Genomic DNA, 13,784 nt, shown 5'->3' with positions numbered 1-13,784 from the left:
ACGCTCGTAGGGCTGCTCCTCTCGTATCCCAGGGACTTCATTCATGGCAGGACGGTTCGCTCCTCGGCCCACCCGCACGACCACCGTGCGCGGCGGGCACGTCGCCGTGGGCGGGGGCGTGCCCCGGCAGGCGGCGGGGCCGGGGCGGGTGCGCGACTGGGTGCCGGACGGGCCGCTGGATCTCGGTCTGGTGCTCGGGCCGCTGCGGCGCGGGCCGGGTGATCCGACGTTCCGGGCGACGCCGGACGGGTCGGTGTGGCGGACCGCTCTCACCCCCGGCGGGCCCGGGACGCTACGGGTGCGCGCGTCCGGCGCCGGGGTGCGCGGGGAGGCCTGGGGGCCCGGGGCCGAGTGGCTGCTGGAGCGGTTGCCTGAGCTGCTCGGGGCCGCCGATGATCCGTCCGCGTTCGTGCCGCGGCACCGGCTGGTGGCGTTGACCCGGCATCGGCGGCCGGGGCTGCGGCTGACGCGGAGCGGGCTGGTGCTGGAGTCGCTGATTCCGTCGATTCTCGAGCAGAAGGTCACGACCGATGAGGCGTATCGGGCGTGGCGGTTGCTGGTGCGGAAGTTCGGGGAGCCGGCGCCGGGGCCCGTGCCCGGGCCGATGCATGTGATGCCGGGGCCTCGGACGTGGGCGTTGATTCCGTCGTGGGAGTGGCATCGGGCCGGGGTCGACAACAAGCGGGCGTCGACGATCCTGCGTGCGGTTCGGGTGGCCGGGCGGTTGGAGGAGGCGGCCGGGATGGAGCCGGGGGCGGCTCGGGCGCGGCTGGAGTTGGTGCCGGGGGTGGGGCCGTGGACGTCGGCGGAGACGGTGCAGCGGAGTCATGGGGCGGCGGATGAGGTGACGACGGGGGATCTGCATCTGCCGCGGATCGTGGGGTGGGCGCTCGCCGGGGATCGGGATGCGGATGACTCCGTGATGCTGGAGTTGTTGGAGCCGTATGCGGGGCAGCGGCATCGGGCGGCTCGGTTGATTTTGCTGAGTGGGAGGGTGCCGGGGCGTCGGGCGCCGAAGATGCCTCGGTGGGATATCGGGGGGTTGTGATGTGCGGTCCGGTTTCTGGTGCTCGGCGTTGGTGCTGGGGCCGGGTGGGTGCGCAGCCCGGCGGTGCGGGGTGCCTCCCCCACTCTCGGCTTCGCTCGAGCGGGGGGACCCCCACCGCCCACCCGTGCCGCCCCTAGCGGCACGCATGCCCGCAGCTAGGGGGGCCCGCAGCTGAGTTACTGGTCCGATGAGAAGCGGACCGCTCCTGCTGGGATCTGGGCGTCGCACCAGATGCGGGTGCCCTCCAGGAGTTCGTTGTCGGAGCCGATGGTCGCGCCGTCGCCTATGACCGTGCCGGTGAGGACGGAGCGTTCGCCGACTCGGGCTCGGGCGCCTATGAGGGAGTCGGTGATGACCGCGCCGGGCTCGATCACGGCGCCCGGCATGATCGTGCTGCCGAAGACCCGCGCGCCCTCGGCGACGAAGGCGCCCTCCCCCACCACCGTGCCGCCCGACAGCTTCGCGTCGGCCGCGACCGTCGCCGTCGGCAGCACCAGGCGGTCGCCGCAGCGGCCGGGGACGGCGGGCGACGGGGCCCGGCCGAGAACCAGGTCCGCCGAGCCCCGGACGAACGCCGCCGGGGTGCCGAGGTCCAGCCAGTACGTCGAGTCGACCATGCCCTGGAGGTGGGCTCCGGCGGAGAGGAGGCCGGGGAAGGTCTCCCGTTCCACCGACACCGGCCGGCCCAGTGGGATCGTGTCGATGACCGAGCGGCGGAAGACGTACGCCCCCGCGTTGATCTGGTCGGTGACGATCTCCTCCGGCGTCTGCGGTTTCTCCAGGAACGCCAGGACCCTGCCCGTGTCGTCCGTGGGGACCAGGCCGTAGGCACGCGGGTCCGTGACCTTCGTGAGGTGCAGGGAGACGTCCGCGCCCGTCGACTCGTGGGTGTCCACCAGGGCCCGGATGTCGAGGCCGGTCAGGATGTCGCCGTTGAAGATCAGGACCGGGTCGTCGGGGCCGGAGCGCAGTCGCGAGGCCACGTTGCGGATGGCGCCGCCCGTGCCGAGGGGCTCCTCCTCCGTCACGTACTCCAGGTGCAGGCCCAGCGCGGATCCGTCGCCGAAGTACGGCTCGAAGACCTCCGCCAGATAGGAGGTGGCCAGGACGATGTGCTCGACGCCCGCCGCTCTCGCTCTCGCCAGCTGGTGCGTGAGGAAGGGCACCCCGGCCGCCGGGACCATGGGCTTGGGCGTGTGCACCGTGAGCGGGCGCAGCCGGGTGCCCTTGCCGCCGACCAGGAGGATCGCTTCTGTCACGTGTCGTCTCTGCTTCCTGCCGGGACCGGCCGAACTGTCTTTCGGCCGGTCAGTGTATGCAGACCGTTCCGTGGCGCCTTCGCTGGCCGTGCGGCATTCCGCCCCCTGCCCCCGCCCTCTGTCCCCCGACGGCGGTGAACGTGTGCTCAGCGGCCCTGGTAGCGGGCCGCCTTGGTGCGGGCCGAGCCGAGCTTGCCGTAGAGCTTCCGTCCCGGGCAGGACGTCTTGAAGCCGTCCCGGTGACCGGAGATCACGTTCAGTCGTACCTTCTTGCCTTTGCGGTAGAGATTGCTGCCAGCCGACTTCAGGTAGGTCTTTCCCCGCGGATTCATCCGGTACAGGCCCAGCTTCCACGCCGTGACCCGGGCGATGGCCTTGACGGCGGCGGACGACGGCTTCTTGGCTCCGTACGATCCGAGGACGGCGATGCCCATGCTGTTGCTGTTGAAACCAAGGGTGTGCGCACCGAGGACCGGCCTCGCCACGCCCCCCGCGCGGCCCTCGTAGATCTTTCCGCACTTGTCGATGAGGAAGTTGTAGCCGACATCCCGCCAGCCCATGCTCTTGACGTGGTAGCGGTAGATACTGCGGATGAGTGACGGGGACTGCGAGCAGCGGTACTTGTTGCCGCTGGCCGTGTGGTGCACGAAGGCGGCCTTGACCTTCTTCGTGTAGACGAATTTCCGCTCCCGCAGCCCCTCGTTCGCCCCCCAGCCGCGACGCGTGACGATACGCGGGCGCGGGCCGACGTACGGCTTCGCCCGCTGTCCCTCCACCGGCTCGCCGGCACGGAGGGTGTAGAACTCGCGCTCGGTCGCCGCGCGGCTCAGTGCCGTGATCTCGGTGGCGCCGAGGGGGGCCAGGTCCGCGTTGGCGGCGGAGGCGTCGGTGGCGGCGGAGGTCTCGGTGTTCAGACCGCCGGTGCGGGGGCTGTCCACGGGGCCGCCGGGGAGTGCCTCGTCACCCTCGCCGGGGTCGACGAGTTCGAGACGGAGACCGGAGGGGAGCGAGGGTGCGGCGACCGCGATGCTGCGGCCACCTGTGCCTTGCAGTTCCGAACGGACCCGGAGTTCCACGCCGTCGGAGTCGCCCACCCACAGCGGTGCCGTGGCGCCGCGTACGCGGCCCGAGGTGCTCTCGGGGGTGTCCAGGTCGGCCGCGTGGTCGGCGTTGTGCGTCTCCACGTCCTGCCAGCCCGACCAGGTGCCGGTGCCGGCGGCGCGGGTGCGGACATGGACGCGGCCGTGCAGTTCGGCATGGGGGTCGTCCCAGATGACGCCGACGAGGGAGAAGCGGCGTACGGCACGGCGGGACAGCCCCTGTTCGGCGGAGGCGGAAGCCGAGGCGGAGGCGGAGGGGGTGGCGCGGTTGCGGGTGAGGGGTTCGAGAGGGAGGGACTGGGTGCTGCCGGCAGCGGACGGTTCGGCCGCGCGCCGGTCGGTCTTGGTCGTGTCCGGCGTCCCCGCGTGGGGCGCGGGTCTCGCGGCCGTGGCGACCTCGGTGGTCGGCACCGGTCTCGCCGTCGCCGCGAGGGCGGGCGGAGTGAGGGGAAGGGCCAGAGCGGCCGCACAGGTGACACCGATCGAGGAAGCAAGGAATCCACGCATGCCCCTGATCTTGGACATAGTCCTATAAGTCTGTCCATTTGAGAGTTGACAGACTGTCGGCCCAATTCGGCCGAAACGGTGGTGAATGCGCGGCGGGGCGGTGGCCGGGCCGTTGGGGGGAGGCCGGCGTGCCGCGTACCCTTGCGCGGGTGAACGCCACCGATCGCACCCCCGCCGACCTGCTGGGTTCCGCGCTCGCCGCGGATCCGGGACGCCCCCTGGTGACCTTCTACGACGACGCCACGGGCGAACGTGTCGAACTGTCCGTGGCCACCTTCGCCAATTGGGTGGCCAAGACCGCGAACCTGCTCCAGGACGAGCTGTCCGTCGAGCCCGGGGACCGGGTCGCGCTGCTGCTGCCCGCGCACTGGCAGACGGCGGTGTGGTTGCTCGCGTGCGCGTCGGTCGGTGTGGTCGCGGACGTGTCCGGAGACGCGCGGGCCGCCGATGTCGTGGTGAGCGGGCCGGACGGGCTGGAAGCGGCCCGGGCGTGTTCCGGGGCGCGGGTCGCGATGGCACTGCGGCCGCTCGGGGGACGGTTCCCGCAGGCTCCCGAGGGGTTCGTCGACTACGCGGTGGAGGTGCCGGGGCAGGGGGACCGGTTCGTGCCGTACGCGCCCGTGGATCCGGAGGAGCCCGCGCTGATCGTGGCGGGGCGGGAGTTCAGCGGGGCCGAGGTGGTCGAGCGGGCTCGGGCGGAGGCGACGGGGTTGGGGCTGACCGGGCCCGGGTCGCGGATCCTGTCGGGGTTGCCGTACGACACGTGGGAGGGGCTGCACGCGGGGTTGTACGGGCCGTTGGCCACGGGGGGTTCCGTGGTGTTGTGCCGGCATCTGGAGTTGGCGGGGGGCGAGGTGCTGGACAAGCGGGTGGAGAGTGAGCGGGTTACGGCGCTTGCCCGGTAGGCCGTGAGCGAGTGCTCTGCGTTGGTGCTGAGGGCGGGGCGTGGCGCAACCCGGCGTAGCGGGGTGCCTCCCCCCCCCCCGTTCGGCCCATCCCCACCCCTCCCCCGCCTCTCATCCACGCCACAGTCGTAGGAGCAGTGCGCGCGCACGTTCGTACGTCGTGAGGGGTGGTCCCTGTCGTGGCCGACACCGGTGGTGGGTCCTTGCCGAGGCTCGGGCCGGGTGCGAGGGCCTCGGCCAGTGGGCGGGGGCTGGCACGGCGGCGCCGGCGGCGGTGGGTGCGGTGCACGGCGTTCGGGATCACCGGCCTCGTCGTGGCGGCCGCCGGGGCCGGATGGGCCGTGTACGCGAAGCTCAGCGGGAACATCACGCCCGACGAGGCCGCCGCCGCCGAGCTCGCGCGGTACGAGAAGGAGCGGCCCACCTCGCTGGTCAGGGACGCGCGGAACATCCTGCTGATCGGCTCGGACTCGCGCGAGGGTGACGACAACGCCCGCTACGGCCGGGACTCCGGGACCGAACGGTCGGACACCACGATCCTGCTGCACCTGTCCGCGGGACGGAGCAGCGCCACCGCCGTCTCCCTGCCCCGGGACCTGATGGTGGAGCTGCCGGGCTGCCGGCGCCCGGACGGGTCCCGCAGCGCGCCGCGGTTCGCGATGTTCAACCAGGCCTTCCAGCTGGGCGGTTCGGCCTGCACCATCCGGACAGTAGAGAAACTCACCGACGTCCGCGTCGACAACCATGTCGTCGTCGACTTCCACGGCTTCAAGGAGATGGTCGACGCGGTCGACGGTGTCGAGGTGTGCCTGCGAGAGCCGGTCGACGACCGGGCCGCCAAGCTGAGGCTGCCCGCGGGACACGTGACGCTCAACGGAGAGCAGGCCCTCGGCTACGTCCGCGCCCGCAAAACCCTCGGCGACGGCAGTGACACGGAGCGGATGGAACGGCAGCAACGATTCCTCGGCGCACTCGTCAACAAGGTACGCAGCAATGACGTCCTGCTGAATCCGGTGAAGCTGTATCCCGTGCTGGACGCCGCCACGTCCTCTCTCACAACGGACCCGGATCTTGCCAGCCTGCGCGGTTTGTACGAACTCGTGCGCGGCCTGCGCGACATCCCCATGGAACAAGTGCAATTTCTGACCGTCCCCCGGGAGTCGTATGCGTACGACGCCAATCGCGACCAACTCGTGGAGCCCGAGGCGGAGAAGCTGTTCGAGCGGCTGCGTATGGACTCGCCGGTGGTCGTCGCGGGGGACGTTCCGCACGGTTCTGCCCCGATGAGGCCTACCGAATCGCGTGACGGGTCGTACGGGGATCCGCATCCGGGTCCGTTCACGAAATCCGTCGTCACCGTTTCTCCTCCACCCACGTTCCGTGGAAACACGGCAGCCGAGGACACCTGCGAGTAAAGCGGACACCAAGGTGGCCTCAAGGTGACGCGCTCTTCACCGGGAAATGGGCGAATTGCCCAGGTGTAGGGACGTGGACTTCGTCACCGTCGTCGCTCGACGCTGAACTGGGCGGTTAGTGTGAGCGATCCCGGTGCGCCCGGCTCTGAGGACGGTCCTGAGAACGCGCACTGTGTGACCGAGACCGAGCGCCTTGGAGGGGAAGGCGCCGCGTGCCCCGACGGAGGAATCAGACAACCGTGGACGCGCAAAGCCGTGGGCGGGCGGACGACATCGATCCCGCAGACCAGTGGGTGCTCAATCCGAACACCGGCGAATACGAAATGCGACTGCCCCCTTCCGCACCGCAGTCGGGTGTCCCCGGGCCCCGCAAACCACCGGCCTCCGATACGGACCCGTCGGTGCTCGGCGCCACGCAGCCGCTCGGCCGTTCCGCGGCGCCCGGCCGCCCGCGGCCCGAGACGCCCGGTGCGGTGCCGCCGCCGCGCAGGCGCCGCGGGGCTCCGGCTCCGGAGGAGCCGCTGCCGGGGCGGCGTGGGCGGCGGCCCGCCAAGAAGGCCGCGAAGGGCAAGAAGGTCCTGCTGTGGACCGGCGGCGCGATGGCGTTCGTGCTGGTCGCTGGGGCGGGCGCCGCGTACTTCTACATCGAGCACCTGAACAACAACATCGCGTCGGTCTCCGACGACGGCGCGAGCACCGGTGGCTTCGAGAAGGACAAGGCCATCAACATCCTGCTGATCGGCACCGACAAGCGCACCGGCGCGGGCAACGAGAAGTACGGCGACGCGGGCAGTGTCGGGCACGCCGACACCACGATCCTGCTGCATGTCTCCAAGGACCGTTCGAACGCTACGGCGCTGAGCATCCCCCGTGACCTGATCGTCGACATCCCGGACTGCCCGACCACGCAGGAGGACGGGTCGCAGAAGGTCATCCCGGGCACGCCGCAGACCCGCTTCAACACCAGTCTCGGCCAGGACGACCGAACCCCGAGCTGCACCATGCGGACCGTGACGGAGCTGACCGGGGTCAAGCCGGACAACTTCATGGTCGCCGACTTCAACGCGGTCAAGACGCTGACCAGCGCGGTCGGCGGGGTCGAGGTCTGTCTGGGCAAGGACATCGACGACCCGGACTCGCACCTCAAGCTGTCGAAGGGCAACCACACGATCGAGGGCGAGCAGGCGCTGGCCTTCGTGCGCACCCGGCACTCGGTCGGCTTCGGCGGGGACCTGAGCCGGATCGGGCTCCAGCAGCAGTTCCTGAGCGCGCTGATGCGCAAGCTGAAGGACAACGACACGCTCACCAGCCCCTCGAAGATGCTCGACCTGGCCGAGGCGGGCACGAAGGCGCTGACCGTCGACTCGCAGCTGTCCAGCATCGGCAAGCTGAAGGACCTCGGTCTCGAGCTGGGCAAGCTCAACACCAAGAACCTCACCTTCGCCACGACCCCGGTGATCGACAACCCGGCGGAGAAGGTCCCGACCACGGTCGTCCTCAACGAGTCGTCGGCCCCGCAGGTCTTCGACATGATCAAGAACGACGTCTCCTTCACCGCGGTCAAGGAAAAGAAGAAGAAGGAAGCCGCCGCGGTGGCCGCCCGGCTCAAGGGCACCAAGGCCGCGGCCTCCGAGGTGCGGGTGCGGATCATGAACGGCGGTGCCGTCGCCGGCAGCGCCCAGGAGACGCTCAGCTGGCTGCAGGTCGAGGAGGGCGTGACCAAGTCGGAGAACGCCGGCAACGCGCCCGCCGAGCTGGCGAAGACGACCCTCGAGTACGCCCCGGACCAGGCCGACCAGGCCCGCCGCCTCGCCGACATCATGGGCCTGCCCGGGTCCGCGATGAAGCCGGGCGAGAGCGTGGAGAACGCCCAGGGCGTCCCCGCGATGACCCTGACCCTCGGCAAGGACTTCAAGGGTGCGGGCGCTTCCCAGACCACCCCGGCCAAGGCGCCGGCGGACGTGGACAAGTCCACGGCGGACAAGGTCGAGTGCGCCGAGTGACCTGAGGGGCCTGTCGTACGTCTCACAGGGCGTACGGCAGGCCTTGTCCGGTGACACGGGGGTGGGGGAAAGCAGATGGCGCGGAGCAGCGGTGTGTATGGGGAGGGGACAAAACCGGGTGCCGTCCCGCGTGAGCCGGCCCCGGGCAGACCCACCGGGCCGGGCGGCGGGGGCGGCCGCAGAGGCCGTCGGGCCCGCCGCGGGCGTCGCGTCCTGCGCTGGTCGGCGACGACGCTCTCCATGGTGGTCCTCGCGACCGCGGGCGCCGGGTACCTCTACTACGAGCACCTGAACGGCAACATCGAGAAGGGCCAGCGCAGCAGCGGCGACTCCAAGGCGAGGCGGGCCGCTCCGAACGCGGCCGGGCAGACGCCCCTGAACATCCTGCTGATCGGCTCCGACAGCCGTAACTCCGACGAGAACGTGGAGCTGGGCGGCGCCAGGAAGGACCGCGGCACTCCGCCGCGGGGCGATGTGCAGATGCTCATCCACCTGGCCGCGGACCGCGAGAGCGCCTCCGTGGTGAGCATTCCGCGCGACACCCGGGTCGACATACCCAAGTGCACCGACCCGAAGTCCGGCCGGACGTACCCGCCGGTCAACACGATCATCAACGCCTCGCTGGCCCGGGGCGGAGCGGGCTGCACGCTGGCGACCTGGGAGAACCTCACCGGGGTCTACATCGACCACTGGATGACGATCGACTTCGCGGGCGTGGTGAAGATGGCGGACGCCATCGGCGGGGTCGAGGTGTGCGTGGAGCAGAACGTGTGGGACCGCCCGCTGCCCGGCGTGCCCGGCGGCTCCGGACTGAAGCTGAAGTCCGGCCGGACTAAGGTCCAGGGCGAGCAGGCCCTCCAGTGGCTGCGCACCCGCCACGCCTGGGGCAGCGACCCGCTGCGGGCCAGGGCGCAGCACATGTACATGAACTCGATGATCCGCACGCTCAAGTCGCAGAACGTCTTCACCGACACCGGCCGGCTGACGGACCTGGCCGAGGCGGCCACCAAGTCGCTGCACGTGTCCGAGGAGATCGGCACGGTGAAGAAGCTGTACGACCTGGGGGCGCAGCTGAAGACGGTGCCGACGGACCGCATCACCATGACGACGCTGCCCACGGCCGCGGACCCGGAGGACGCCAACCACTTGATCCCGGCCGGCACCGACGCCGACCGGGTGTGGGAGATGATCCGCGACGACGTGCCGTTCGACGGCAAGGGCGGGAAGCCGGGCGCGAAGAAGACGGAGAAGGCCGAGAAGGCGTCCCGGGACCCGGCCGCGGCGGACGGCGAGATCGGCGTCCTGGTGCAGAACGCCACGCGGGCCGGCACCCTCGGCCCGGTGAGCGGACGCGCGGGCGCCATCGCCCAGTCGCTCGTGGGGAAGGGCTTCACGAAGGCCGCCGCGGACACCTCGGGCGCGCTGGCCGAGGAGCGGACCGTCGTGCGCTACCCGAGCGCCGAGTTGGCGGGCGACGCCCAGCGCGTCGCCGAGTCGCTGGGCATTCCGCGAAGTTCGGTGCGGCGGTCCACCGACGTATCCGGCGTCACGGTCGTCGTGGGCGCCGACTGGCGTACGGGTACGGCGTATCCGAAGCAGCCGGCGCCGAAGGCCGGAGACCTGCCCGGTGACGCGGACGCGCTCAACGGCTCGGACGCCGGTAAGTGCATGAACGTGTACGCGCCCTACCGCTGGTAGAGATTCCCGGAATGGAATTGGGCTGGATTGCCCAAATGTAGGGACGCTGAATTTGTCATTCAGCGCACACCGACGTTCAACTGGGCGGATAGTGTGAGCGATCCAGTGCTTCTGTGATGACCAAGTACCCGCGCGCCTTCCGGGGGGAGAAGGCGCCGCGTGCCCCGACGGAGGAATCGGACAACCGTGGACGCGCAACACCGTGGGCGGGGGGAACAGATGGACCCCGCAGACCAGTGGGTACTCAATCCGAACACCGGCGAATACGAACTGCGACTGAACCCATCCGCAGCGCAGCCGCGGACGGCTCCTCGTGCAGCCACCGCACGTTCGGCCACCGCACGTTCGGCCGCTCCCCGTGAGGGCGGTCCCCGTGGGGGCGCTCCTCGTGGGGGCGCGACCCGCACCGAGGTTCCGCCGCAGCGCAGGCGGCGCGGTGCTCCCGAGGAGCCGCCGCCGGGGCGCCGCGGTCGGCGCCGGCCGGTGCAGCCGAAGCCGAACAAGGCGAAGAAGGTGCTGCTGTGGACCGGCGGCACGATGGCGTTCGTGCTGGTCGGGGTCAGTGCGGTCGGCTACTTCTACCTCCAGCACCTGGAGGGCAACGTCTCGACGACCGACGTCGGCAGCGCGGGTGCCAGCAACTTCAGCAAGGACGAGGCCTTCAGCGTCCTCATCATCGGCACGGACAAGCGCACCGGCGAGGGCAACGAGGGCTACGGCGACAAGGGCAGCTCCGGGCACGCCGACACCACGATCCTGCTGCACGTCGCGAAGGACCGCACCAACGCGACCGCGCTCAGCATCCCTCGCGACCTGATCGTGAACATCCCCGACTGCCCGACGAAGCAGGAGGACGGCTCGGAGAAGATCGTCCCGGGGCTTCAGAACGCCCGCTTCAACCGGAGTCTCGGGGAGAGCGGCCGGGACCCGGGCTGCACGATGCGCACGGTGAAGGAGAACACCGGGATCACCGTCGACCACTTCATGATGGCCGACTTCAACGCGGTGAAGACACTGACCACGGCGGTGGACGGGGTCGACGTGTGCGTGGAGAAGCCGGTCAACGACAAGGAGTCCAAACTCGTCCTGCCGGCGGGCGAGTCGAAGGTCGAGGGCGAGCAGGCCCTCGCGTTCGTCCGTACGCGCAAGAGCTTCGGCAACAGCGGTGACCTGGACCGGATCAAGGTGCAGCAGCAGTTCCTGGGCTCGCTCATGCGCAAGATGTCCTCCAGCGACACCCTCACCAGCCCCTCGAAGCTGCTGAAGCTGGCCGAGGCCGCCACCAAGGCGCTGACCGTGGACCAGGCGATCGGCAGGGTCAGCACGCTCAAGGACGTCGCCCTCGAGCTGAAGAAGGTGCCGACGAAGAACATCAGCTTCACGACGGTGCCGGTGGTGGACAACCCGGCGGAGACGGTGAAGGCGACGGTCGTCCTCGACGACTCCAAGGCCCCGCAGGTGTTCGACATGATCGAGAACGACGTCTCGTTCACCGAGGTCAAGCAGCAGGAGAAGAAGGAGAAGGACGCACAGGCCGCGCGGCTGAAGGGCACCAAGGCCGCGGCCTCCGAGGTGCGGGTGCGGATCGTGAACGGCGGTGCCGTCGTCGGCAGCGCCCAGAAGACCCTCCAGTACCTCCAGGTCGAGGAGGGCGTGACCAAGTCGGAGAACGCCGGCAACGCGCCCGCCGAGCTGGCGAGGACGACCCTCGAGTACGCCCCCGACCAGGCCGACCAGGCCCGCCGCCTCGCCGACATCATGGGGCTGTCCGGGTCCGCGCTGAAGCCCGGCGAGAGCGTGAACAACTCCCAGGGCCTGCCCGCGATGACCCTGACCCTCGGCAAGGACTTCAAGGGCGCCGGCGTGAAGCTCAACGCCCCGGTCGAGGCGGCGGACGTGGAGAAGTCCACCGCGGACAAGGTGAAGTGCGCGAGTTGACCCGTTGAGGGCAACTGACAGGCCCGTCGTGCGTCTAACAGGAGGCAGGGCGGGCCTGCTGCATGCGCCGGGGGGCGGAGAGGACCGGGGAAGTGACGCAGAGCGGTGTGCGGGAGGACGGTAAGCGGCAGAGCGTCCGCCACGAATCGGACCCGGGCGAGAAGGAGCGGACGACGGGAAGTCAGTCGCCCGACGGCGACGGCACGCCGGCATGGGACGCGGAGACGCCCGACGACGAGGGCCAGTCGGCGGGAAGCGCGAGCCCGCCCGACGCCGACAGCACGCCGGCAGGAGACGCGAAGACGCCCGACGACGACAGCACGCCGGCGGGGCACGACGACACACCCGCCCGCGACGGTGCGGCCGGCGGCGACGGTGGGGAAAGCGGTCGGCGGCGCGGGGGCCGGGCGCCGCGCAGGCGGCGGGTGTTGAAGTGGTCCGCTGTCGTGCTGGCCGTGCTGATACTCGGGACGGCCGGCGCCGGCTACCTCTACTACCGGCAGCTCAACGGCAACATCAAGAAGGACGCCCTGAACCTCGGCGACAGCAAGGTCGCCGCTCCGACGCCCAACGCCGCCGGGCAGACCCCGCTGAACATCCTGCTCATCGGCTCCGACGCGCGGGACAGCAAGGAGAACCAGAAACTCGGCGGCGCCCGCGAGACGTTCGGCGCCACGCCCCTCGCGGACGTCCAGATGCTGCTGCACCTGTCCGCCGACCGCACCAACATGTCGGTCATCAGCATGCCCCGCGACACCCTCGTGAAGATCCCGAAGTGCACCGACCCGGACGACGGGAAGGTGTACCGGGCGACGCAGGGGCGGACGATGACCAACCAGAGCCTCGGACACGGGGGTCCGGGCTGCGCCGTGGCCACCTGGCAGGAACTCACCGGCATCCACATCGACCACTTCATCATGGTCGACTTCGCGGGCGTGGTGTCGATGGCCGACGCCGTCGGCGGCGTCCCCGTGTGCGTCGACGCCAACATCCACTCCCGCACCTCCGACGGCAAGGGCTCGGGCCTGAGACTGGAGAAGGGCACCTCGTACATCCAGGGCGAGCAGGCCCTGCAGTGGCTGCGCACCCGCTACGGCTTCGAGGACGGCAGCGACCTCGCCCGCTCCAAGGCCCAGCACATGTACATGAACGCGATGGTCCGCCAGCTGCGCGACAACATGACCCTGAGCAGCCCGAACAAGCTCCGCAGACTGGCCGAGGAGGCCACCCGGGCCATGACGGTCGACCCGGGCCTCGACACCGTCAAGAAGCTCTACGACCTCAGCGACGAGCTGCGCAAGGTGGAGCCGAAGCGCATCACCATGACCACGATGCCCAACCGCTACGTCGGCGCCCGCGTCGAACCCACGGAGGACGCCGAGCAGCTGTTCCGGCTGGTGCGGGAGGACATCGCCCTGGACGGCAAGGACAAGGCGAAGAAGCCGGCCGCGGAGCAGGCCTCCGCCGACCCGGCCGCGCCCGACGACGAGATCCCCGTCCAGGTCCGCAACGGCACCCGCACCGACACCCTGGCCGCTGCCCGCGGACGCGCCTCCACGGTGACCGGCCTGCTGAAGGAGGAGGGCTTCACCCAGGCCGTCGCCGACACCACCGGCTCATGGAGCGAGGACAGGACCGTCGTCCGCTACCCGAGCGCCGACCTGGAGGGCGACGCCCAGCGTCTCGCCAAGGCCCTGGGCATCCCGTCGAGTTCGGTGAAGCGGTCCACCGACGTCTCCGGCATCACTCTCATGGTGGGCGCCGACTGGCGGGAGGGCACGGCCTACAAGGCGCCCGAGAAGAACGACAAGACCCCGAAGTCTGCCGAGGCGCTCAACGGCGCCGACGACCAGGCCTGTATGCACGTGAGCCCTGCGTTCACCTGGGACTGAACGGCGGCGGGCCCTTCCC

9 protein-coding genes are annotated in these 13,784 nt (G+C 70.5%); 7 read left to right on the top strand and 2 right to left on the bottom strand.

Going from position 1 to position 13,784, the window contains the following annotated elements; all coding sequences use genetic code 11:
* Nucleotides 1-43: 43 nt before the first annotated feature.
* Nucleotides 44-1,048 carry a DNA-3-methyladenine glycosylase family protein gene (locus tag OG542_RS24495; RefSeq protein ID WP_328413683.1) on the top strand — a complete coding sequence of 335 codons (1,005 nt, stop codon included), beginning with the start codon at nt 44-46 and terminating at the stop codon, nt 1,046-1,048.
* 176 nt (nt 1,049-1,224) lie between these two features.
* Here OG542_RS24495 and manB read toward each other — a convergent pair whose 3' ends face one another.
* Both manB and OG542_RS24485 read right to left on the bottom strand, forming a co-directional pair.
* Nucleotides 1,225-2,307 (bottom strand): mannose-1-phosphate guanylyltransferase, encoded by a 1,083-nt coding sequence (manB, locus tag OG542_RS24490; RefSeq protein WP_193480069.1) that lies wholly within the window; start codon nt 2,305-2,307, stop codon nt 1,225-1,227.
* A gap of 146 nt (nt 2,308-2,453) precedes the next feature.
* On the bottom strand, nt 2,454-3,914 hold the full coding sequence (locus OG542_RS24485; protein ID WP_328413682.1) for a peptidoglycan recognition protein family protein: 1,461 nt from the start codon (nt 3,912-3,914) through the stop codon (nt 2,454-2,456).
* A gap of 149 nt (nt 3,915-4,063) precedes the next feature.
* On the opposite strand from OG542_RS24485, the gene OG542_RS24480 reads away from it, so the two are divergent.
* The 6 genes from OG542_RS24480 to OG542_RS24455 all read left to right on the top strand — a co-directional run bounded on the left by OG542_RS24480 (nt 4,064) and on the right by OG542_RS24455 (nt 13,765).
* The gene (locus tag OG542_RS24480) at nt 4,064-4,819 is read left to right on the top strand and encodes a TIGR03089 family protein (RefSeq protein WP_261683933.1); all 756 of its coding nucleotides are present in this window, start codon (nt 4,064-4,066) and stop codon (nt 4,817-4,819) included.
* 179 nt (nt 4,820-4,998) lie between these two features.
* Nucleotides 4,999-6,234, top strand: coding sequence for an LCP family protein (locus OG542_RS24475; protein WP_328413681.1), 1,236 nt, complete (start codon nt 4,999-5,001; stop codon nt 6,232-6,234).
* Between the two features lie 239 nt (nt 6,235-6,473).
* A complete protein-coding gene (locus OG542_RS24470) occupies nt 6,474-8,237 on the top strand; it encodes an LCP family protein (RefSeq protein WP_311126039.1) in 1,764 nt (587 codons plus the stop codon).
* A 75-nt stretch (nt 8,238-8,312) separates the two neighbouring features.
* The gene (locus OG542_RS24465) at nt 8,313-9,935 is read left to right on the top strand and encodes an LCP family protein (RefSeq protein ID WP_328413680.1); all 1,623 of its coding nucleotides are present in this window, start codon (nt 8,313-8,315) and stop codon (nt 9,933-9,935) included.
* 186 nt (nt 9,936-10,121) lie between these two features.
* A complete protein-coding gene (locus OG542_RS24460) occupies nt 10,122-11,873 on the top strand; it encodes an LCP family protein (RefSeq protein WP_328413679.1) in 1,752 nt (583 codons plus the stop codon).
* 92 nt (nt 11,874-11,965) lie between these two features.
* Entirely contained in the window at nt 11,966-13,765 is a 1,800-nt protein-coding gene (locus OG542_RS24455; protein WP_328413678.1) for an LCP family protein, read from the top strand.
* Nucleotides 13,766-13,784: the final 19 nt, after the last annotated feature.

Origin of the sequence: Streptomyces violaceus (genome assembly GCF_036014075.1) — a bacterium.
In the GTDB taxonomy this organism is placed as follows: domain Bacteria; phylum Actinomycetota; class Actinomycetes; order Streptomycetales; family Streptomycetaceae; genus Streptomyces; species Streptomyces violaceus.
This window is presented reverse-complemented; position numbering and strand designations above follow the sequence as displayed.

Excerpts from the sequence above, each read along its gene's own strand:
- OG542_RS24485 (WP_328413682.1), bottom strand. The coding sequence starts at position 3,914 with ATGCGTGGATTCCTTGCTTCCTCGATCGGTGTCACCTGTGCGGCCGCT.
- OG542_RS24495 (WP_328413683.1), top strand. The coding sequence starts at position 44 with ATGGCAGGACGGTTCGCTCCTCGGCCCACCCGCACGACCACCGTGCGC.
- OG542_RS24465 (WP_328413680.1), top strand. The coding sequence starts at position 8,313 with ATGGCGCGGAGCAGCGGTGTGTATGGGGAGGGGACAAAACCGGGTGCC.